Annotated in this window: 24 protein-coding genes; 6 read left to right on the forward strand and 18 right to left on the reverse strand. The window is 62.0% G+C overall.

The genetic code is table 11. The features are described from left to right. Positions 1-146: 146 nt before the first annotated feature. From HWN36_RS00470 to HWN36_RS00485, 4 genes are all read right to left on the reverse strand, one after another. Positions 147-1565, reverse strand: a complete 1419-nt coding sequence (locus HWN36_RS00470; RefSeq protein ID WP_176787378.1) for a transposase — start codon at positions 1563-1565, stop codon at positions 147-149. Positions 1566-1660: 95 nt separating this feature from the next. Continuing rightward, the gene (locus tag HWN36_RS00475; RefSeq protein WP_176787379.1) at positions 1661-2332 is read right to left on the reverse strand and encodes a hypothetical protein; all 672 of its coding nucleotides are present in this window, start codon (positions 2330-2332) and stop codon (positions 1661-1663) included. A 313-nt stretch (positions 2333-2645) separates the two neighbouring features. Then, positions 2646-3674 (reverse strand): PDDEXK nuclease domain-containing protein, encoded by a 1029-nt coding sequence (locus HWN36_RS00480; RefSeq protein WP_176787380.1) that lies wholly within the window; start codon positions 3672-3674, stop codon positions 2646-2648. Further along, the gene (locus HWN36_RS00485; protein WP_246269796.1) at positions 3661-5346 is read right to left on the reverse strand and encodes a class I SAM-dependent DNA methyltransferase; all 1686 of its coding nucleotides are present in this window, start codon (positions 5344-5346) and stop codon (positions 3661-3663) included. Before HWN36_RS00485 ends, HWN36_RS00480 begins: the two co-directional genes overlap by 14 nt. Before the next feature lie 61 nt (positions 5347-5407). Here HWN36_RS00485 and HWN36_RS00490 point away from each other — a divergent pair, with 61 nt between their 5' ends. Beyond that, complete coding sequence (locus HWN36_RS00490; protein WP_176787382.1) at positions 5408-5866, forward strand: EVE domain-containing protein; 459 nt, start codon at positions 5408-5410, stop codon at positions 5864-5866. Positions 5867-5944: 78 nt separating this feature from the next. Here HWN36_RS00490 and HWN36_RS00495 read toward each other — a convergent pair whose 3' ends face one another. Next, a complete protein-coding gene (locus HWN36_RS00495; RefSeq protein ID WP_176787383.1) occupies positions 5945-6139 on the reverse strand; it encodes a hypothetical protein in 195 nt (64 codons plus the stop codon). Positions 6140-6223: 84 nt separating this feature from the next. Here HWN36_RS00495 and HWN36_RS00500 point away from each other — a divergent pair, with 84 nt between their 5' ends. After that, entirely contained in the window at positions 6224-6652 is a 429-nt protein-coding gene (locus tag HWN36_RS00500; RefSeq protein ID WP_176787384.1) for a DUF365 domain-containing protein, read from the forward strand. A 14-nt stretch (positions 6653-6666) separates the two neighbouring features. Here the strand turns inward: HWN36_RS00500 and HWN36_RS00505 are convergent, their stop codons facing one another. From HWN36_RS00505 to HWN36_RS00515, 3 genes are all read right to left on the reverse strand, one after another. Then, positions 6667-6876: a hypothetical protein gene (locus HWN36_RS00505; protein WP_176787385.1), complete on the reverse strand. Its 210-nt coding sequence runs from the start codon at positions 6874-6876 to the stop codon at positions 6667-6669. 171 nt (positions 6877-7047) lie between these two features. Then, a complete protein-coding gene (locus HWN36_RS00510; RefSeq protein WP_218133165.1) occupies positions 7048-7467 on the reverse strand; it encodes a hypothetical protein in 420 nt (139 codons plus the stop codon). 8 nt (positions 7468-7475) lie between these two features. Beyond that, positions 7476-7994 carry a winged helix-turn-helix domain-containing protein gene (locus HWN36_RS00515; RefSeq protein ID WP_176787387.1) on the reverse strand — a complete coding sequence of 173 codons (519 nt, stop codon included), beginning with the start codon at positions 7992-7994 and terminating at the stop codon, positions 7476-7478. Between the two features lie 229 nt (positions 7995-8223). Between HWN36_RS00515 and HWN36_RS00520 the strand changes: the two genes are divergently transcribed. After that, the gene (locus HWN36_RS00520; protein ID WP_176787388.1) at positions 8224-9174 is read left to right on the forward strand and encodes an IS5 family transposase; all 951 of its coding nucleotides are present in this window, start codon (positions 8224-8226) and stop codon (positions 9172-9174) included. 637 nt (positions 9175-9811) lie between these two features. On the opposite strand, the gene HWN36_RS00525 is transcribed toward HWN36_RS00520, so the two are convergent. The 3 genes from HWN36_RS00525 to HWN36_RS00535 form a co-directional block, all read right to left on the reverse strand. Further along, entirely contained in the window at positions 9812-10984 is a 1173-nt protein-coding gene (locus HWN36_RS00525) for a toprim domain-containing protein (protein ID WP_343044893.1), read from the reverse strand. After that, positions 10981-12819: an ATP-dependent helicase gene (locus HWN36_RS00530; protein WP_343044894.1), complete on the reverse strand. Its 1839-nt coding sequence runs from the start codon at positions 12817-12819 to the stop codon at positions 10981-10983. The genes HWN36_RS00525 and HWN36_RS00530 overlap by 4 nt, the downstream gene beginning before the upstream one ends. Positions 12820-12985: 166 nt before the next feature. Next, on the reverse strand, positions 12986-13894 hold the full coding sequence (locus tag HWN36_RS00535) for a hypothetical protein (protein WP_176787390.1): 909 nt from the start codon (positions 13892-13894) through the stop codon (positions 12986-12988). Between the two features lie 378 nt (positions 13895-14272). Here HWN36_RS00535 and HWN36_RS00540 point away from each other — a divergent pair, with 378 nt between their 5' ends. Next, positions 14273-14473, forward strand: coding sequence for a hypothetical protein (locus HWN36_RS00540; protein ID WP_176787391.1), 201 nt, complete (start codon positions 14273-14275; stop codon positions 14471-14473). Here the strand turns inward: HWN36_RS00540 and HWN36_RS00545 are convergent. Genes HWN36_RS00545 through HWN36_RS00565 form a run of 6 tightly spaced genes read right to left on the reverse strand, consistent with a single transcriptional unit; the run spans position 14467 to position 17920 of the window. Continuing rightward, positions 14467-14922: a GNAT family N-acetyltransferase gene (locus HWN36_RS00545; protein WP_176787392.1), complete on the reverse strand. Its 456-nt coding sequence runs from the start codon at positions 14920-14922 to the stop codon at positions 14467-14469. The genes HWN36_RS00540 and HWN36_RS00545 overlap by 7 nt on opposite strands. Positions 14923-14961: 39 nt before the next feature. Further along, positions 14962-15291, reverse strand: a complete 330-nt coding sequence (gene cutA, locus HWN36_RS00550) for a divalent-cation tolerance protein CutA (protein ID WP_176787393.1) — start codon at positions 15289-15291, stop codon at positions 14962-14964. Beyond that, positions 15292-15954 carry a Glu/Leu/Phe/Val family dehydrogenase gene (locus HWN36_RS11830; protein WP_343044895.1) on the reverse strand — a complete coding sequence of 221 codons (663 nt, stop codon included), beginning with the start codon at positions 15952-15954 and terminating at the stop codon, positions 15292-15294. It abuts the gene before it with no gap. After that, complete coding sequence (locus HWN36_RS11835; protein WP_246269797.1) at positions 15951-16538, reverse strand: Glu/Leu/Phe/Val family dehydrogenase; 588 nt, start codon at positions 16536-16538, stop codon at positions 15951-15953. The genes HWN36_RS11830 and HWN36_RS11835 overlap by 4 nt, the downstream gene beginning before the upstream one ends. Positions 16539-16565: 27 nt before the next feature. Then, positions 16566-17510 carry a radical SAM protein gene (locus tag HWN36_RS00560; protein ID WP_176787394.1) on the reverse strand — a complete coding sequence of 315 codons (945 nt, stop codon included), beginning with the start codon at positions 17508-17510 and terminating at the stop codon, positions 16566-16568. 2 nt (positions 17511-17512) lie between these two features. Beyond that, positions 17513-17920 carry a plastocyanin/azurin family copper-binding protein gene (locus HWN36_RS00565; RefSeq protein ID WP_176787395.1) on the reverse strand — a complete coding sequence of 136 codons (408 nt, stop codon included), beginning with the start codon at positions 17918-17920 and terminating at the stop codon, positions 17513-17515. Between the two features lie 84 nt (positions 17921-18004). Here HWN36_RS00565 and HWN36_RS00570 point away from each other — a divergent pair, with 84 nt between their 5' ends. After that, positions 18005-18370 carry a YigZ family protein gene (locus HWN36_RS00570; protein WP_176787396.1) on the forward strand — a complete coding sequence of 122 codons (366 nt, stop codon included), beginning with the start codon at positions 18005-18007 and terminating at the stop codon, positions 18368-18370. Beyond that, positions 18348-19184 carry a DUF2115 family protein gene (locus HWN36_RS00575; RefSeq protein WP_176787397.1) on the forward strand — a complete coding sequence of 279 codons (837 nt, stop codon included), beginning with the start codon at positions 18348-18350 and terminating at the stop codon, positions 19182-19184. The genes HWN36_RS00570 and HWN36_RS00575 overlap by 23 nt, the downstream gene beginning before the upstream one ends. On the opposite strand, the gene HWN36_RS00580 is transcribed toward HWN36_RS00575, so the two are convergent. Further along, positions 19175-19663 carry a peroxiredoxin gene (locus HWN36_RS00580; RefSeq protein ID WP_176787398.1) on the reverse strand — a complete coding sequence of 163 codons (489 nt, stop codon included), beginning with the start codon at positions 19661-19663 and terminating at the stop codon, positions 19175-19177. The two genes, HWN36_RS00575 and HWN36_RS00580, sit on opposite strands and share 10 nt — an antisense overlap.

A 19663-nucleotide genomic window follows, 5' to 3' on the forward strand; every position in this document is an offset into this window, starting at 1 on the left:
CCCTCCTTTTTCTCTCACGAAAGATAGCTACCGCTCAAGCAGTCTGTCGTTCAATCGTCAGCAGTTGTTTCAGGTTGAATGAAAGACACGAGAAGAGATATTTCACATGCGCTCGTGCGCAGGTTGTCACCCGGACCCCAAACTCCTCACGCATTAGGGAATATATCGAGTTCCAGTTTCTCCGCGATCTTCCGCACCCCCTTCGGCACCTCGGTGATCCGTCTCTCCTCCCCCGCTCCCACCGCGTACACCTTTGAGAGTTTCAGCAGCAGCCCCTGCGGCGACAGATGCGCCGTTATCCCCGTCCTCTTGATCCGGTTCAGGATCCGGCAGTAGAGATAGAAACAGAGAAACCCGACAAAGACATGGCCGAACACCGCCGTTGCGTCCCGGAGGTAGAGCTTGTCTGCCTGGATCAAACTCTTGAACGCAGCAAAATGGTCCTCGACCAGGTTTCTCGACTTATACATCTGGTAGATCTCCTGGGGCTCCGCCTTCACCGAGGAGAGGATCAGGATCCGGCCCGCACGCTTCAGCCTCACGTTCAGCGCTTCCCGATCGATCTCTCCCTCCTCCAGCAGGCGGTAGAGGGTCTTCTCCTCTTCGACCTTCAGGTCGGCATCCTCGTAGAGATAGAGTGTCAGTCCGTCGATCTCCCTTTTACCGGCATGGATCAGCCGTTTGTGGTAGAAGAAGTGGTCGGTGAGATGGATCCTGATCTCGTACCTGGTGCTATTGCGGCGTTGCGGGAGGACGAACGGGATCTTCGCCTCGATCAGGGCTGTTTCGTTCTTCTCCGAGACGAATCCACGATCGAGGACAAGAATGCCTCCTGGTGCTGCGATCTCGGCGAGGGATCCAACGAGAGTCGAGACATCCCTGACCGAACCCGGCAGGGCGCGGATCATCACCGGAAGGCCGGTATCCATGGCGCTGAAGAGTGCAATGTTCACCTGGGGCAGCCAGACCCCTTCAGCGTTGTAGCCGAACTCTGCCAGGTTTACGGTGTCGGAGGAAGAGAAGATGAACGAGAGGTCGTAGATGAGCCGGTTCGATTGTGAGGAGAGGTACTGGAACACCTGCTGCTGGGCATGACGATCGCCGCCGATCGCGGTGAGCGTACGCGAGAGAGCGCGGGGATCGCAGGACGGCGCGATCTCAAGGCCGTTATTGAGTTTCTCCCAGGCATCATTGACCCGGGAGAGCGGCGTGTACCCGGAGATCCGGGTGAAGGTGAGGGCGACGATCTCCTGCCAGTGGCCCGGGAAGGCGTCTTTCAGGATGGGGAGAAGGTCACTGGACTCTTCTTCCAGCAGGGCAGCGTTGCCATATTCGTGGATGGTGCAGGGCTGGATGGTTGGCGTTCGCGCACCTTTGGGTACCAGGCCATGATCTTTCGTGAGCCGGCCGAGGTACGTGCTCACCTTCCGGGGGGATTTGCTCGCTTTGTCGTAGACGCTTGTCGAACGGTAGACGTAGGGTTTGTCCTGGATGTACTTGATCTCAAGGCACTTCTCGCCCTTCCGGCGTTGGTCTTCCAGCCACCCGCGAGCCCACTCGTCCATATGATACAATATTAGGGAATATAATATATGGATCTTTCTATCCTGCTGGGGGCGTTCGGGAAAAGAAGCGGATAGGGGAGAGTATGTGCCCTAAATCATGCGGTGTTTGGGCTTGAAGCAAACATCCCCTGTTCTGTCATTGTAGTGTGAAGGAATGAATCTGAATTTATGAGTCCATTCGAATACAAATCATTCACGATTTGATCATAAAACCCTCTCCTCCCCTTTAACTCAGGAAATGTATGTTCTAACACCGTGGCGGATCCTCCCATTGACCAGTTAGGGTACTTTATCTTTCGATTCTCACCAAATTTACGCGGATCGTCCAAGAACTTCAAAATAATCAAGTGCCAGGGAGTATATCGATCAACGAAATTTATAAAAATTAATTGCAGATTCGCATCTACATCAGGCATTATTAGAGTATTTGTGACCGCATTTCTCAAAGCTTCAATTTTTTCATGCTGATGTGTTCTCATCGCAATTGTTGTAGCATAGAACAATGTACTGATGAAATTTTCATTTTCAGCAAGTCTTTCTATCTTTAATCCCACAACAGTTTCTTCTAAATACTGTAATCTCTGGTATATTTCTATTAACCATTCAGTTCGTCTTTTTTCAAGAGGTGGCGCTATAACAACTGAAAAAAACTCAGATATAGGGGAACCTACGAACGGAATAGCAGATAATGCTACTTTGACTCCTTTGTGAACATAATCCCCAGAGCTTAACTTTAAATCCGTCTCAATATCCCTTTCATTATCCACGCTATTACCTCCCCATAATCAATTAGGAATCTAATATGATCTAATCATTCAATTTGTATGATGTATATTTCTATTTAATCATAAGAATGTAATTGCAGATTTATCAATATTGTACTCCCGTTAAATCAATCCATTGACGAGAACGACTATTCTGGAACCCTCCATGTCTCCGCATACATCACCGGCCAGTTACATACTAGTTACATACCCTAAATCACGCACCACACAGAGAAAGACCCGAATGAACGCCGCCCTGCAACCTGACGCACCCATCAGATCGCACCCACGACCGGCACAGAGTACATATCCCCATTCACTCCTCCCCCCGCTCCAGTTCTTCCTCCAGTTCATCCACCGTCGGCAGCCTCCCGGCCATCTCCTCGGGCAGCGCCGAGGTCAGCGCATACCCGGCCACCCCGATCGGCCTCGCCATATCCCGCAGGGCGTACTCGGCGATCACGCGGTTCTTCGCCTTGCAGAGCACGATCCCGATGCTCGGGTTGTCCGAGGAGTGGGTCAGGAGGTCATCCACCGCCGAGAGATAGAAGTTCATCTTCCCTGCATACTCAGGGATGAACTCACCCACCTTCAGGTCGATCACCACATAGGACCTGAGTTTTAAGTGGTAGAAGAGGAGGTCCAGGTAATAGTCCTGGCCCCCGACCTCCAGGTGATACTGGCTCCCCACAAACGCGAACCCCACGCCGAGTTCCAGGAGAAACTCGCGGATGTGGTCGAGAAGCCCTCGCTCCAGTTCGCTCTCCCGCACCTTCTCCCCCATCTGGAGAAAATCAAAGACATAGGGGTCCTTCAGGGTCTGGAGGGCGAGGTCAGACTGCTCCGCCGGGAGAGTCGCCGAAAAATTCGTCACCGCCCGCCCCTCACGCTCGATAAGCCCGCTCTCGATCTGGTGGACGAGCACGTTCCTCGACCACCCGTTCGCGATAGTCTTGTGGATATACCACTCGCGCCGGAGCGGGTCCTTCACCTTGTCGAGCAGCGTGACCGTATGATACCACGTAATTTGTGCAAGCACCTCCTGCACAAATTCCTCGTCCGGGTACGCCCGTGCGACCGCACTCATGTACTTGAGATTTCTCGGGGAAAACCCCTTTACATCGGGAAACTCCCTCCTCAGGTCGGCAGAGAGGCGGTCGATCACCTTTGCGCCCCACCCCTCCTGCTCCTGCCTCACCACGATCTCCCGTCCGATCTGCCAGTAGAGCAGGATCAGTTCGCGGTTCGCCAGGAGCACCGCCCGGACCTGCGCCTCGCGGATCCGCACCTTCAGGTCTGAGAGAAGGGCCGGGTAATCGGCAGGGAGGAGATCATTGGAGGACATACCCGATCCCCCGCAGGTTCTCCCTGATCTCCCCTTCCAGCCTCGCCGACTCGACGAACTGCTCCTGCAGTTCAGCCGTCAACCGCTCCATCCGCTCCTCAAACGGTTCCCCGTCGTCCTCGACCTCCCCGGCCCCGACATACCGCCCAGGCGTGAGCACATACCCCTGCTCGGCCACCTCCTCGACGGTCACGCTCCGGCAGAAACCGGGCACGTCCTCGTACTCACCCGCACCCTCGTCCCCCCGCCAGGCATGATAGGTCCCGGCGATCCGCTCGATATCCTCGTCGGTCAGGTCCCGGTGGGTGCGGTCGGTCATCACGCCCATCTTTCTCGCGTCGATGAAGAGGACCTGGCGGCGGCGGTCGCGGAAGGAATGGTTCTTCTTGTCCCGCGAGAGGAACCAGAGGCAGGCCGGAATCTGCGTCGTGTAGAAGAGTTGTCCGGGCAGGGCGACCATGCAGTCCACCAGATCGTCCTCGACGATGTTCTTGCGGATCTCCCCCTCGCCCGAGGTATTCGAGGACATCGACCCGTTCGCCAGCACGATCCCCGCCTGTCCCGTCGGCGTGAGGTGGTGGATCATGTGCTGCATCCAGGCAAAGTTGGCGTTGTTCTTCGGCGGGATGCCGTAGCGCCAGCGGGCGTCGCCCTGGAGATGCTCCGCCCCCCAGTCCTTCAGGTTGAAGGGGGGATTTGCCAGAATATAGTCAGCCCTGACGGTCTTGTGCAGGTCGTTGAGGAAACTATCGGCATTTTCTTTCCCGAGGTCTCCGGTGATCCCCCGGATCGCCAGGTTCATCTTCGCCAGGCGCCAGGTCGTGGCATTCGACTCCTGCCCGTACACGCTGATGTCGTCCCGGCGCCCGCCATGCGCCTCCACGAATTCCTCGCTCTGGACGAACATCCCCCCCGACCCGCAGCACGGGTCGTATATCCGGCCCTGATACGGGGCGAGCATCGCCACCAGCGTCCTGACGATGCACCGGGGCGTGTAGAACTGCCCGCCTTTCTTCCCCTCGGCACTCGCAAACTGCGAAAGGAAGTACTCATACACCCGCCCGAGCACATCCTTCGACCTGCTCTCCCGGTCCCCGACCGCAATGCTTCCGACAAGGTCTACCAGTTCACCGAGGCGCTGCTTGTCCAGACTCGCCCGGCCAAAATCCTTCGAGAGCACACCCTTCAGCGAGGGGTTGCACCCCTCAATCGCCACCATCGCATCGTCGATCAGCACCCCGATCTTCGGCGACCTGGCATTATCCTGCAGATGCGACCACCGCGCCTCCTTCGGGACCCAGAAGACATTCTCGGCACGGTACTCATCCGGGTCCTCCACCACCTCATACCGCTGTTCAGGTTCGGCCACATACCACTCGCTCGCCGGATCGCTGACCTCCTGCCAGAGATGTGCACTCTGCTCCTCAAATGCATCAGAGATATATTTCAGGAAGATCAGACCCAGGACGACATGCTTGTACTCCGCCGCATCCATATTGGAGCGGAGTTTGTCGGCTGCATCCCAGAGTTTGGACTCAAAGCCGAGGGTGACACCAGTTGGTCGCTGTGGTTCGTGCGTTTTGGTGGGAAGGGCGGTCTGTTTCATGGTGATGTCTCTGTTTGTAAGTAATACTCCGGACAGAGAGAGAAATATTTTGTCAAACGGGTTCATTCCTTTCTTTTGTGAGGCAGGTCCGATACATTTTTGCCAGAGAGATGGAAAATGCCATGCAATGACCCGCTGGCTCGCCATCTCCAACCGCACAAACTCAGACGTCACGATCAAAAAACACCTCTGGGGCGTCCCAAAGCGCGCCATCAACCAGATCAGCAAGACCCGCCCCGGCGACACCCTCCTCGTCTATGTCGGGCAGCAGGTGATCGACAGGGACACCACCCTCCCGCCGGCGATCACCGGATGCTTCGAGATCACCTCGGAGGTCTATGAGGACGCGAAACCGATCTTCACTGCGCCGCCCAAACTCGGGGCCGAGGTCTTCCCCCTCAGGATCAGGGTGAAGACGATCGAGGTCTTCGACCCCTCGGTGGAGTTCAAGCCCCTGATCCCGCATCTCGCCTTCATCACCAACAAAAAGCAGTGGTCCGGGCACATCAGGGGGCAGGCGATGCGGGCGATCCCCGAAGAAGACCACGCCTCCATCATGAAAGCGGCAGAGACGCCGCGGGACTGACCCGGGAGGTGAGAACAGTTCTCCCTGATCACACTTACCTCCCCCTCTGCTCCAGTTCACGCTCCGCGATCACCCGTTCTAGATCGTCCCCCGGATAGACCGCTCCCGCTCCGCCTGCCCATAGAGTATGTCCAGGATCACGCGGGTGTAAGATCGGGGCATATGTGCAGCAGCCCGCTGCACAAATTCAGGGTCCGGCCATGCCCCGGCAAACGAGTGCGTCTGCCATTCGCGCCGCACCGTATCCTTCACGTCATCGAGCAGCGTGACCATGTGATACCACGTAATGTGTGCAAGCACCTCCTGCACAAATAAATCCGCGACCTTAATCTATCCCGCCAGAAAAAGAGGAACCATATGACCACGATCACCGGCGCCACCTTCCCCATCCCCAAACCCTTCATGCCCCGCTTCTTCGACGGCGGCAAAACCGTCCTCATCAAACCCGCCACCGTCTTCAAAGAACTCAAGCCCGGCATGCGACTCGTCTTCTACCAGTCCCACGAGGACACCGGCTATGTCGGCGAGGCCAGGATCAAGCGGGTCATCATCACCGACGACCCCCTCACCTTCTTCGAGACCTTCGGCGACGCCGTCTTCCTCACGCGGGAGGAAGCAGAGGCCTACGTCCGGAACCAGGAACGATGGAAGGGCGTCCGGGTCAGGAAGGGCGACGGGAAGCGGAAGCCCTGGATAGCGCTCGAACTCGAAGCGGTCCGCCGGTATAAAACAGTCCAGAAACCCGAGAGGTTCGTCCCGGTCGGCGGCAAGTATCTGAGGGAATAAGGCTCACTCTCTTTTTAAGTACCTTCCTTACCCGCATTCACCACCCCCACCACCGCCATCACCCAGTAAAACCCGAACATCACCACCACATACGGGTTTCCCGTCACCGCCCCGTACGCCACCCAGAACACATTCCCGATCACCCGGGCGCCAAAACCCGCACTCCCGCCCCCCTGCCTGAACGCCGGGGACACAGGCCCGGCCCGCTCACAGAGGTCGACCATATCGGGGGTGTCGGCCTTCTCGATATAGCGGGTCAGAAACAGCGGTTCTGCACGGAGGGGATTGTGCAGAATCAAGGCATTCGGAGCACGGAGCCCCTCGGGCGTGAGCGTCCTGCCGGCACCTGCCCCGGACTCCCCCCCCAAGAGTCTGCGGCGGAACAAAAAAAAGAATTACAGTTTCAAAAGCCCTTTCTCACGCAGGTAATTCCCCGGCCCGGTCGTTGCATACATCGCCGCCAGGATCTGCTCCAGAGAAAGGAGGATTGAATCGCCGGATTCAAACGCATCTGCAAGCATCTTCAGGCCGTCCTGGATGCGTTCAAAATGAATCGGCTGAAGTTCGACCGTTGCATCTCCCGAGCGGATGCGTTTGTAGCGTTCCATCAGTCCGTTATACGAGGTATTCAGAACAAAATCCGCCAGCAGATAATCTTCCGTAAAGGAATACCTGAGTGTACGGCTGGTGATCCCGTATGCTGCGGAAAGATAGTAGATCTTTTTCTCGACCTTCTCCTCCCTTCTCATAGATAATTCTACACGCCGCAACTCTGCGACCAGTTCTTTTCTGAAGAAATCATCCCGTGACATCATTTCGCCTCCTATTGGATATATCCTGGAAATTCGTTATTGTAGTCATCTGCCGTTGCAGGTGGAGAGATGGGGTAGAGAGGGCCGGAGCCGCTGGCGCCGCATGGGTCTCCTGTTCCCCATCCAATGCCGGGCTCTGGCATCTCCGGGCAGTACGGCCATGCAGGGTCGTTTGAGGTATCCATTTCCAGAGCGCTGGCCGCTGGAGTGTGCTCGAGGATAGAGTCCCGGATCTCCTGGACCTTTTCGTCACCAAGCATCCGACCGATCAACGAATTGTTCATGATCTCAAGCGACCGGACGATCGGCGACGCCGGATTAATGGAGTACTGGGGGATATGGTCATCGGTGGCGGTGAGGATGCCCCATTCGACAAACTTCTTCACCACCCGCCCGACCGTGACCCGGCTTACGCCTGCTTCTTCCGAGAGTTCGGTGATGTTGAACGCCATGCCCTCGAGTGGCAACAGGAATTCAAGAAGTCTTAATTCACAGGTGTTCCCGAACACCCCTTCAAAGGGACGAGTCATATCTATCTCAAGGTTGGATTTTGATCAATCAGTCCATTCAGTCACCCTGCAATGGTGACGATGCAGACAGACGCATACATACTGCGTAGTGATAAATCATATTATCACATGTGATAAAAATATTTTGCATTGTTCCCATGGTTAATGTTACAGGCCCTTGAGGGTAGAGAATTTCGAACAACCCCACCTCACCCAAAGTACTTTATAGTCCCGGATCGACCTTTTTCCCATGAGCACGTTTACCAATTTCGCGATCCACCACGAATATGCCAGCCTTGCAGCTCTGGGTGATCGGCTGGGTGAGGTCAGCGGTCTGATCGACTGGGATGCCTTCCGCCCTCTCCTTGCTGACCTCTACACCAACGCCGAGGGGCGAGGCGGCCGTCCGAACTATGACGTCGTTCTGATGATCCGGCTGCTGGTGCTTCAGCAGTGGTATGGCCTGTCTGACCCCGAACTGGAGCGTCAGGCGACCGACCGGATCTCGTTCCGTCACTTCCTGGGATATCCGGAAACCATTCCGGATCGGTCGACGGTCTGGCTGTTCCGGGAACGCTTGGCGCAAACCGGGAAGGATACCGCGATCTGGGATGAGTTCCAGCGGCAACTCGAAGTACAAGGGCTCGCCATCAAACGCGGTGTCATGCAGGACGCGACGTTCATCACCGCCGATCCCGGGCATGCTCCTGCCGGCACGCCCCGGGGAGATCAGGCAGAGACGCGGCGCAGCCGCGACGGCACCTGGGCCAAGAAGGGCTCGAAGTCACAGTTCGGGTACAAACTTCACATCCTGCTCGACAAGGACAGTCAGCTGATCCGCCGGATTGAGACCACCACGGCGTCACTCCATGACAGCAGGATCGATCTCTCCCGGGAAGGTGAGACGGTCTATCGCGATAAAGGCTATTTTGGGGTGAAACCGCAGGCATCTATGGACAAGACCATGCACCGGGCCGTTCGCAACCATCCCCTCTCCATCAAGGAGAACCGGCGGAACAAGGCCATCAGCAGAACACGATCGCTGGTGGAACGACCGTTTGCCGTGATCAAGCGGGTGTTCCATGCAGGCCACCTCATGGTCACGACGGTTGCCAGAGTGCACGTCAAGAACATCTTCTCCTGCATGAATTTCAACTTCAGGCAACTTCTTACCCTCAAAGCGCAAGCTGCCGAGCGATAGCTCTCGAGAAAATCCAAAAAACCCTCTAAATGCAGGGGTTCAGGAAGGAAACGGCTGAACAGCGAGGGGAAGAGGGCAGTCGGGAGCGAGTATCTGATGGCAGGGAGGAGTTAATCGCAATTCTCGGTAGTAAATCCATGGTTATACAGTGCCAATTGTGCTTTATTGATGTCAGAAATATAGTATTTGTCCTCTTTTTTCTTAATTGTTGTAATGTATCCCTTTTTCAGCAGTATTTTAATGGCATCTCTAAATGAAGGGTGGTCCCGGCCAGAAAATTTTTTCGTGTATAGTTTGTTCAGTTTCTCAGAATGATATCCTCTATCTGATCTCAGGTTTCTGTTTTTATAGAGTATATTAAGAATAAAGAGGGTTTCTTCGGTGAGTCCGCACGACATGGGGGTCTTTGAGAAGTTAGAATTTCATATTATTTATATATTGCACCGCTATCGAAATTCAACAATTAATTATGCCCATGATGCTTGATTCCATGCCCCCAACAGCCGGAATCACCCGGGAACAAAACTACCACGCCCGCACCAACCGCGCATAACACCCCTCGCAGAGCCGGGCTCGCCCCCTCATCCCGCCTCTGGCGCCCCTATCCATCATCACTCTCCAACCGCTCCACCCCCCCTCACCCCCACCGCCCCCGACAATACCCCACCGTCCGCAAAAACGCCTCCCCCCGCAGGGGCATCCCCTCGTCACCGAGAAACCCCTGCTCCAGGGCGATCAGTTTGAGCAGGTTCCCTGACTTCCCGGCCTCGTTCCCGCCGTGAAACGAGGTCCAGGTCTCGCCGTCTGCCGAGACTGCGAAGTTGTCGCCGTGCGTCGACCCGTAGACCGGGTGCGCCCCCCTCCGCCCGGCGGCGATCCCGGTGTAGGCGGAAAGGGAGGGCATGCACCGCTTCAGGTCCTCGAGATCGCCGCCGCCCTTCTTCCCCTGCCGCGGGACGGCCGACCTGAGGTTCGCCACCCCGGCCAGGATCGCCTGCCGCCGCTCCTCCCGCACGCCCGGGTGTTCGGCGGCCGGCACCGCCGCCGCAAGGACCCGGGCGAGGTCGCCGCCCTCCCGGAGATAGTCGTTCACGTCCACCTTCTCGATCCCGTCGGGCCGCGGCAGCGTCCCGATATACACCCGCTCGATCCCGTGCGCCAGGAGGGCGTGCGCCGTCTTCGCCGCCCCCGCCATCCCGGCCCCGCTCTCCTCGCTGTCCATCACGACGTAGACCGCCCCGGCCCGCCGGCAGCATGCCGCCGCCGCCTCGATCCGCTCCCGCTTGAACCGCGTCGTCACCGGCGAGATGCACGGCCGGCAGTCCTGCAGCACCGCGAGGGCGTCGGCGATCCCCTCGGTGACGATCAGGGGGGCGCCGTCGATCACCGACCAGGCACCGAAGATCGGCTCTCTCGGCCCGGTCTCCGTGACGATCTGTTTCACGTACTTCGCCGGCGGCCGGTCGCCGTGCGCCGGGGTCTCGCCGGTCGCCCGGGCGATGAAATACTCCGGTCTTCCCTCGCCGTCCAGGTAGGGAAAGACGATCCGCCCCCTGAAGTGATCGCCGGCCCCCGTCCGGCCGTCCCGCTCCCACCGCACGGCGAGGCCTGAGCCGACGATCTCCTCCCCGCCATATCCCCGGTCCATCAGGTGCAGGATGAGGGCCGCCCCCTCGGCCGGGGCGTAGCCGATCCGCGCCCTCTCTGAAAAAGCCGGCCAAAAACCGTAACGGGCGAGGAGAAAGGCCCGGTGTTCGCCGGTCAGGTGCCGCTCGAAGAACCGGCAGGCGTCCTCCATGAGCTCCCTCACGCCGCCACCCCCGCGAGCACCGGGCAGACCGGCCCCTCCCCGAAATCCAGGAGGAGGAGGGCGTGGGAGGCGCGGGTCGCCCCGACATAATAGACCCGCCGCTCCTCGGCCCGCCGCACCGGGTCGGCGAGGTCGTCCAGGCGGTTCTTCAGGTAGCCGGTGTGCAGGAGCACCACCGCCGCCTCAAGCCCTTTTGCGGCGTGGACCGTGTCCACCCGCACCATATCGGGCGGGATCTCTGAGCCCCGCTGCCGCTCCCGGGCGAGACATGCGTGGATCTGCGAGACGATCCAGGGGCGCAGGTTCAGGGCGTCGAAGATCCGCACCCCCTGCCGCCCCCCGGTCAGGGCATAGAGATCGCCCATCCGCACCGGCCCCTGCTTTGCCCTGATCCGCAGGGCGGTGAGGGCGGCGGTCCGCTCCCGCCCGTCGAGAGTCGAGAGGACCAGGGCCTCGGCCTCGACGGTCGGCACCGGATCGATCTCGCACCCGGCGAGGTACCGGGCGATCGCCCGCGTCAGGGTCCACGGGCTGACCGTCACGGTCTCGAGGGCGCCCCGGTCCCGGCCGATCCGCACCCCGGTCCAGAACCGCACCCGGCCGGCCCTGATCCCGCTGCACGGGACGCCCGCGGCAGAGAGGGCATGGGCGAGGCTGCCGGCCCCCTTCCGGTAGCGGGAGAGGATAAACACCGGATGGCGCTCTCCCGGCAGGGTGCGGGCGTAGGCGATCGCGTTCTCTACCTGCCGGGCAAGCCCTTCGGCCGTCCCCGGGCAGACGTGGTGCACCTGCCCGTCCCGGTCGCACGGGGAGACGTTCGCCGGGCGGCTCAGGATCGTCTCGGCCGCCGCCATGATCCGGGACGGGCAGCGGTGCGAGACCGGGCGGGACGCCGGCCCGGTCGCCCCCCGGTCCTCGGCGTCGATGGTGAGGAAGAGTGCGGGATCGCACCCCCGGAACCCGTATATCGACTGGTCCTCGTCCCCGGCCACATAGATCCGGCAGGTCTCCGGGCGGGCGGCCCACTGCCGGATCAGGGCGTCCTGCGCCGGGGAAACGTCCTGGTACTCGTCCACGACCAGGACCCGGGCCGGCGGGGGGAGTTCGTGGTCGAGGGCCAGGCGCACGTAGTCCTCATGCTCGAAGAGGCCGCGTTCGGTTTTATATGCCGACCATGCGTCGAGGAGGTCTTCGATAGGCCAGGCATACCCCGGGACCGAGAGCCCCAGGGCGGCCGCCGCCTCCCGCCAGTCTTTGGGCGGGCGCAGGGTCGCCGAGAGGTAGGCGGCGAGGGCGATCACCTGGTTGCCGACCGGGAGGTCGGAACGGGTGCGCTCCTCCTCGTCGTCGGCTCCGATCGCCGGGTCGAAGGCGAGAGCGTATGCATCCATGAAGGTCCGGTAGACCCCGGCCTTTTTCCGGTCGCCGGGCTGGAGCACCTGCTCACGCGGGCTCTCGATCAGGCCGGCGGCCAGGCACTGCCTGAGGGCCGCACCGTGGATTGTCGTGCACATCGCCGCGATCGCCCTCGCGTCGGCGTCGGGAAAGACCGCGGCGTGCAGGCGGGCGGCCAGGTCGGCGGCCTGCGAGCGGGAGAAGGTCATCACTGCCAGGTCTGAGGTCCCGGCCCCGGCGGCCGCTTCGGTCCGGCAGTACTCGATCAGGGTCGAAGACTTCCCGGCGCCCGGTCCGCCCCGCCACCGGATCAGGTCGGCCGTCATGCAGACCGCCTCCATCGATCGCGCGCGAGGGTTGAAGGCTCCTCTCTTTTCTGCATCGTCCCGGGTCGCGGTCCCGTACAGGAGAGCACCTGTTCCGGGTGTACCGGGATGCACGATCCGAAGGTGGAACAGAAAAACCATGCACCTGGGTATCCGATTCGCATACTATCGAATATGCGTCGAGGTGATCCGCCTGTTCCACCTGTACCGGGTAAAAACATCCTCGCACGTTTTCGTGCAGGCCTCTCCCTCGCGTGCGGTACAGAGGGGGCATCCCGGATCATGGGCGGGCCTCCTCGATGAGATTCTCAAAGACCGTGATCCCGGTGTTTTCCGGCCTGAACCCCGGATCAAACCCCCAGGCGCGGCACAACACCTCTCCGACCCTGAACCGGCGCGACCCCGATACCAGGGCGCCGTCCTGCCTGAGGAACTCGGGGAAGGTCCGGTCCATGATGGACCGGCCGCGGTCCCTGAGCACGCTCTCGATGATCCCGCTCGCCACCCAGAGGACCGCCGAACCCTCGGGCCGCTCTTCGAGGTACAGGCCGTACCTGAGGAGCCCTTCCCGTTCCGTGCTCGTCGGCAGCGTGGAGAGCGTCCGTTGCAGGGCCTCGGCGACCGGCTCCCACTGCGACCCGGCCCCTGAGGGCTCGGCCCGTTCGGCGATCCCGAACCAGTAGTCCCTGACCGTCTTAAAATCCCGGCCGTTCGCGTCGAGGGCGTCTCCCGGGTGGGCGGCAAGCCAGCGTTCGTTCAGGGTCGCCGGCCGCGGGTCGGCGAGTTCGCGGTTCTGGAAGATCAGGCGCCCCCCGTCCGCCAGATCGACGATGTAGACCGGCGGGTCGCTCTCCTCGATCGAGACCGCCGCCGTCTCGCCGATCACGCGGGCGACCGGCCCGGAGACCAGGGCGCCGGCGTCGGGCGAGGACCTGACCGTCTCGAAGACCTCCAGGAGGGCGGCCCTGATCGCCTTGCGGTCGAGGGGGACCGCCTCGTGCAGCCTGTTTGTCAGCCGCCCGGGGGCGCGGGGATCGATCCAGGGCAGGGCGGCCGACCGGTCTTCGGCGATCGTCTCCCCGCCCCGCTCAAACGACGTGACCCACCCCTCAGGCCCGGCCTCGACCGAGAGGGCGATCCCCTCGAGGAGGGGGACCGGGCCGAGCGAGGTCGCCGGTTTCTCCGCCATCAGCCCTGCTCCGCCGTTTCGCCGCCGCAACATGCTGACAGCCGGATCGTCATGCGTTCTCGTGCGCTTTTTCGACTTCTGGTTCTGTATGCAATCACTCTGTACACTTCCACAGAGCAGTGGAGCGGTTCCCTATATGGGCCATTCTTAACCGAGCCGGAAACGTGCATCCTCGGGATGATCTTCAAGGCCCGCGCGCGGGCCTTGATAAAGGAGGACGGTGGGGGCCGTCTGTTCTGAGAGTTTTCGGCCTCTGCAAAACCCCCTGCCGTTGAGGGATCCCTCGATACCGCCCCCCCCATTACAGGGCGCAACGGCCGTCCCCTCCTGGTGTAACAAATTGTAATGTTTATCTGCAGGCATGTTACATGCTGTAACATGCCCTCGAAAGTCGTCCGCATTGACGAAGAAGCGTGTGCTCTGGCCCTTGAATACGGTCCGAACCTGTCGCAGGGGATCAGGGCCATGCATACCGCTCTTGAGGCGGCCAAAAAAAAGGAGAAACGGCATGATCTTGAGGAGACCCTCAGACGCGTGATCAGGGAGGAACTCGAAGCGCTCGCCGGGCCGCGCTACTGAGGCAGGGGAAGGCGCATGAGCAGACGGTCCTCGCCCTCGCCGAAATAGCCCTCCTCTATTCTGGCCACACCAAACCCGACGCTCTCGTAGAGCCCGACCGCCGGGAGATTCTGCGGCGAGACGCTCAGGAGGACCTCTGCAACCCCGCGATCTTTCAGGGCGTCGAGGAGGCAGGAGAGAAGCCGGCGCCCGAAGCCCCGCCCCCTGAGATCTTCCCTCACCTTCAGGCGGAGCACCCACGCACGCCCCCCATCCCCCTGCACGCCCCCGCCGACGGTGAAGCCTGCGGCCGTACCCTCGTGCTCCAGGACAAAAAAGGTCTGCGGGTAGAGCACCCCAGCCTGCCTGACAAAGACCGCCGATTGGTAATCCGAACCGTCCTCGCCGCGCTCGATCGCCATGACCGTTTCAAAGTCATCGTCCCGGTACGGCCTGATCACCGTCGCCATCGAGAGATCGTTCGCCCGCGGAGGTGGAAAACCCTCCGGTCAGGGCGACGGGCGCCCCCCCACCGACTCCCTCACCCACTCAAGGTAATCGGTGGTGCCGGCGATGACCGGGAGGGCGACGATCTCGGGCACCTCGTAGGGATGCGCCCCTGAAATCGTCTCCATCAGGGCGTCGAGGTGCTTGCGGTCGGTCTTGATGATCATCAACTCCTCGCGCTCCCGCTGGATCTTTCCTTCCCACCTGTACACCGATCCCACGCCCATGATGTTCACGCACGCCGCCTTCCTCTTCCCGACGACGAGGTCGGCGATCCGCTCGGCGTCGCCGGGCGGGGCGGTGCAGAGCACGACCACCACATCGGTCTCCATTCAGACCCACCCCCGCGCCTTCATCGCCTCGACGACGTTTCGCACGGCGATCGTGTACGCCGCCTGCCGCAGGGAGAACTCCCTCCTCCGTGCGGTCTCGCTGACGGCCCGGTAGGTCGAGGTCATCATCCGCTGCAGGCGGGCGTCGATCGCCCCGGCGTCCCAGTGGTCCATGTTCAGGTTCTGGACCATCTCGAAGTAGGAGACGACGACCCCTCCCCCGTTGCAGAGCAGGTCAGGGATGAGCACCACCCCTTTCTCCCTGAGTATCGCATCGGCCTCGTTCGAGACCGGGCCGTTTGCGAACTCGGCGACGATCTTCGCCTTCACGTTCCCGGCGTTGCTGGCGTCGATGGCGTTCTCGAGCGCCGCCGGGACGAGGATGTCCACGTCCAGTTCGAGGAGCGCCTCGTTGCTGATCGTCTCCGCCCCTGCAAACCCCGTGACTTTCCCGGTCGTCTCCTTATGCGCCAGCAGCCGCGGGAGGTCGAGGCCGCCGCGGTCCAGCACCCCGCCGCGGCTGTCGCTCACCGCCACCACCTCTGCCCCGGCAAGGGTCCGGGCGAGGAGCGCCGCGTTGGCCCCGACGTTCCCGAAGCCCTGGACCGCCACCGTCGCCCCTTTCAGGTCGATCCCGGCCTCCCGCGCCGCCTCGGCGATCACGTGCCACCCCCCCGCGCCGTGGCGTCAAGCCTCCCCTCAGAACCGCCGACGGCGATCGGCTTCCCGGTGATCGCCCCGAAGGTGGTATGCCCGGCGATCTTCGAGTACTCGTCCATCATCCATGCCATGATCTCAGGCGTCGTGTAGACGTCCGGCGCCGGGATATCCCTCTCCGGGCCGAGATGCCGGTAGAGCGCCTGGACATACGCGCGGCTCAGCCGCTCGACCTCGCCCGCCGACATCTCCCTGGGGTTGCAGACCACCCCGCCCTTCGCCCCGCCGAGAGGCAGGCCGAAAAGGGCGCACTTCCAGGTCATGATCGCCGCCAGCCCCCGGATCGTCTCGATCGTCTCGGCCGGGTGGAACCTGATCCCCCCTTTCGTCGGCCCGCGGGCATCGTTGTACTGCACCCTGAATGCCTGGAACGCCCTGATGCGCCCGTCGTCCATCCGCACCGGTATCGACAAATGGTACTCCCGCATCGGCATCTTCAGGATCGCCTCGACGTCAGGCGCCAGGTGCAGGTCGTAGGCGCACTGGCAGACATGCGCCCTGATCGTCTCAAACAGATCGGTCTCGGTCATAGGGCACACCTGAATATCCCCGTCCCCTCATAAACCTGCCCGTCGTCCGGGCGGCGGCGTGAAGCCGCGGTGCAGCCCGGCCGCGGCGGCCTCCTCCAGCGCTCCGGCATATTCAGCCGGGGAAAGCCGGCGGTGCAGGCAGGACGGGAGATCAGCCGATCGCTCGGCGGCGTGCCAGGCCGGATAATACTGGTCCATGACATTGACGTAGGTGTCGGGGGAGACCTCGTCGGCGATGAACCTGAAGACCTCCCGGCTGCCGGCGAGGCCGCAGGGGAGGACGAGGTGCCTGACGATCAGCCCCCGCACGGCGACGCCGTCCTCCACCGCGAGGTCGCCGACCTGCCGGTGCATCTCGCGGATCGACTCTTTCATATGACGCGTATACTCGGGGGCGTGGGAGAGGGCGAGGGCGACGTCGTCGCGCCCGTACTTCGCGTCCGGCATGTAGATGTCCACGATCCCGTCCAGGAGGGCGATCGTTTCGGCCCGGTCGTAGCCGCCGGTGTTGTAGACGAGCGGTATGGCGAGGCCCCACGCCGCGGCGGTGACGAGGGCGCGGAGGATCTGGGGGAGGTAGTGCGTGGGCGAGACCAGGTTGATGTTGTGGCAGCCCGCCTCCTGGAGGCGGAGCATGATCCGTGCGAGGTCGGCGCACGCGACCTCCTCGCCTTCGCCGCACTGGCTGATGGAATAGTTCTGGCAGAACTCGCACCGCATCGTGCAGTTCGCAAAAAAGATCGTTCCCGACCCGCCTCTCCCGACGAGTTCGGGCTCCTCGCCGAAGTGCGGGCCGGCGCTGGCGACCCGCAAAAGCCGCCCGCTCCGGCACCATCCCCTCTCCCCGGCAAGCCGGTCCACCCCGCACCGGCGCGGGCAGAGGGTGCAGGCCAAAAGGCTGGCCCGGGCCTCCTCGGCCCGCCTGGCGAGGTCGCCGCTCTCCAGCAGACCGAGATAGGACGGCCGGGTCATCGTCAGGTCACGACGAACGCCCCTCTCATCTGGACCGGGTGCGGGTCGCAGAGGAAGACGTAGGTGCCCGGCGCATCGGGAGCGGTGAAGGTGTAGACGGTCTCGGCCGGTCCGGTGATGATGTCGCCCCTGAATATGGCGTTTTCGGCGGCATCGGTCTCATAGACGGCGACGTTGTGGCCGATCCCGGCGTCTCGGTTCTCGAACCGGATCACGACGGCCGAACCGGCCGGGACCGAGATCTCCGGGCGGTCGAAGGCGAAGTTCTCCGCCAGCAGGGTGATCTCGACGGCATCCGCCGGCAGGGTCGGGGTCTCGGTCGGCGACGGCGTCTCCCCTTCGCCCGTGCACCCGGCGATGCAGGCGAGCAGGGCGATAAGGATGATGAGTGTGCTCTGGTGTGCGTGCATGATGCCCAGAGAGCGTTTCGAGACTTAACCCTATCCCCGCGATTTGCCGGGGGTTCTTTCTTTCCGGGCGGCGAAGAGGATCGCATGCAGGAACTCGCCGCCGTGAAACTGGAGGTGAAAAAGTCCAGGTTTTACGCTCATCTCTACGAGATCGACTCCCCGGACGACCTCGCCGGGATCCTGGCCCTCCACCGGGAGCGCTACCGGAAGGCGGCGCACCACTGCACCGCCCTCAGGTTCGGCGCCCCCTCGGGAACGGTCGAACTCTCCCGCAACGACGGCGAGGTCGGCACCCCCGGGCGGGCGCTCCTCGCCGTCCTTGAGAAACACGCCCTCGACCGCCACGCCCTCGTCGTCTCCCGGATCTTCGGCGGGACAAAACTCGGCCCCGGCGGGGTGACGCGGGCGTTCCGGGACGCCGGCGAGGGTGCGGTGTCATCCGGGCAGTGACACCATCATTATCCGCTCCGGCGCCGACCTCTTTTTCGTGACCTTCAGGCTCTCCGCATGGTTCTCTGACCGCACGGGAAAGAAACGAATACCCTCCTCGCACGCCCCCGTCACCTCCCCGGGGCCGGCGATGTGGGAGGAGATCCTGGCGCCCGCGGGCCGCCAGCGCGGGGGCGCCCGCCTCTCTCCTGCCGAGGCGGAGGAGATCGCCGCCGCCATCGGGAAGGCGCAGACAAAACTCGAACTTCTCCGGGCGATCTCGGGTGCGGCGGCCCGGTTCTCGGTCACCGACCTGGAAGCGATGATGAAAAACTTCGAGGAGAAGACGCGGGACCTCGACCCCGCCTACCGCCGCCTCCTTCTCCCGCGGATCAACGACTATATTTTCGGGTCATATCACGCCCTCATGCTCCTCTGCACGGACGATCCCGCCCTCGAAGACGGCCAGGTCCGCCCTTCCCTGCCGGCATACGCCGCCATGGTGCAGGAGGCCTGCCGGAGGCGTGCGCAGGCCGGAAAACCCCTTGAACTCTATCTCCTCAAATACCTCCTTGCGGCCTTCACGATGTACGTCCTGGAACAACCGGCCCACCCGGTGGGAACCCCCTTCCCCGGCGGCCTTGCGGTCTACCGGGAAGGGGATTCCTATTACTGCCCGGTCAGGGACAAAAGCGACGACATCGCCTTCTCGCTCTGCCCCTTCTGCCCGGCCCGGCAGGACACCGGCGCCCGCTCCCTCCACGGCCGGGACGCCGACCTGCGGATCGAGCGCCTCGGCACCATCGAGAGATCGCGCCGGGACTATCACGGCTGAAGAGCGCTTGCGCCCTTCAACTCCCGCAGGCGGTCGAGCACCGCCGCCGCATGCCCCTTCACCTTCACCGCATGCCAGGCGGCGGCGATCCGCCCCTCGGGATCGATAATGAAGGTGCTCCGCTCGACCCCCATATACTCCTTCCCGTACATCCGTTTCTTCACCCAGACCCCGAAGGCCTCCATGCTCAGGCGATCGGGGTCGGAGAGCAGGGTCAGGTCCAGCGCCTGCTTCTCGGTAAACCGCCGGTGGCTCTCGGTCGAGTCCGGGCTGATCCCGATCACCCGCGCCCCCTCCCCGGCGAATGCCGCCGCCTCTGCGGTGAAATCCTTCGCCTCGATGGTGCAGCTGCTCGAATTGTCCTTCGGGTAGAAATACAGGACGACAAACGATCCCCGTGCATCCGCGAGGCAGAACTCGTTTCCGTCCATATCAGGGAGACAGATCTCCGGGGCCTGATCGCCCACGTCAACCGCCAT

This window comes from Methanofollis tationis, assembly GCF_013377755.1.
Classification (GTDB): Archaea; Halobacteriota; Methanomicrobia; order Methanomicrobiales; family Methanofollaceae; genus Methanofollis; species Methanofollis tationis.

Bases quoted from the DNA above. Each gene is read 5' to 3' on its own strand.
- HWN36_RS00545 (WP_176787392.1), bottom strand. From the start codon at position 14,922: ATGGCGACGGTGATCAGGCCGTACCGGGACGATGACTTTGAAACGGTC.
- HWN36_RS00580 (WP_176787398.1), bottom strand. From the start codon at position 19,663: ATGGCGGTTGACGTGGGCGATCAGGCCCCGGAGATCTGTCTCCCTGAT.
- HWN36_RS00540 (WP_176787391.1), top strand. From the start codon at position 14,273: ATGCCCTCGAAAGTCGTCCGCATTGACGAAGAAGCGTGTGCTCTGGCC.
- HWN36_RS00565 (WP_176787395.1), bottom strand. From the start codon at position 17,920: ATGCACGCACACCAGAGCACACTCATCATCCTTATCGCCCTGCTCGCC.
- HWN36_RS00515 (WP_176787387.1), bottom strand. From the start codon at position 7,994: ATGACTCGTCCCTTTGAAGGGGTGTTCGGGAACACCTGTGAATTAAGA.
- HWN36_RS11835 (WP_246269797.1), bottom strand. From the start codon at position 16,538: ATGACCGAGACCGATCTGTTTGAGACGATCAGGGCGCATGTCTGCCAG.
- HWN36_RS00490 (WP_176787382.1), top strand. From the start codon at position 5,408: ATGACCCGCTGGCTCGCCATCTCCAACCGCACAAACTCAGACGTCACG.
- HWN36_RS00500 (WP_176787384.1), top strand. From the start codon at position 6,224: ATGACCACGATCACCGGCGCCACCTTCCCCATCCCCAAACCCTTCATG.
- HWN36_RS00480 (WP_176787380.1), bottom strand. From the start codon at position 3,674: ATGTCCTCCAATGATCTCCTCCCTGCCGATTACCCGGCCCTTCTCTCA.
- HWN36_RS00520 (WP_176787388.1), top strand. From the start codon at position 8,224: ATGAGCACGTTTACCAATTTCGCGATCCACCACGAATATGCCAGCCTT.
- cutA (WP_176787393.1), bottom strand. From the start codon at position 15,291: ATGGAGACCGATGTGGTGGTCGTGCTCTGCACCGCCCCGCCCGGCGAC.
- HWN36_RS00505 (WP_176787385.1), bottom strand. From the start codon at position 6,876: ATGGTCGACCTCTGTGAGCGGGCCGGGCCTGTGTCCCCGGCGTTCAGG.
- HWN36_RS00560 (WP_176787394.1), bottom strand. From the start codon at position 17,510: ATGACCCGGCCGTCCTATCTCGGTCTGCTGGAGAGCGGCGACCTCGCC.
- HWN36_RS00570 (WP_176787396.1), top strand. From the start codon at position 18,005: ATGCAGGAACTCGCCGCCGTGAAACTGGAGGTGAAAAAGTCCAGGTTT.
- HWN36_RS00495 (WP_176787383.1), bottom strand. From the start codon at position 6,139: ATGGTCACGCTGCTCGATGACGTGAAGGATACGGTGCGGCGCGAATGG.
- HWN36_RS00485 (WP_246269796.1), bottom strand. From the start codon at position 5,346: ATGAACCCGTTTGACAAAATATTTCTCTCTCTGTCCGGAGTATTACTT.
- HWN36_RS00510 (WP_218133165.1), bottom strand. From the start codon at position 7,467: ATGATGTCACGGGATGATTTCTTCAGAAAAGAACTGGTCGCAGAGTTG.
- HWN36_RS00535 (WP_176787390.1), bottom strand. From the start codon at position 13,894: ATGGCGGAGAAACCGGCGACCTCGCTCGGCCCGGTCCCCCTCCTCGAG.
- HWN36_RS00470 (WP_176787378.1), bottom strand. From the start codon at position 1,565: ATGGACGAGTGGGCTCGCGGGTGGCTGGAAGACCAACGCCGGAAGGGC.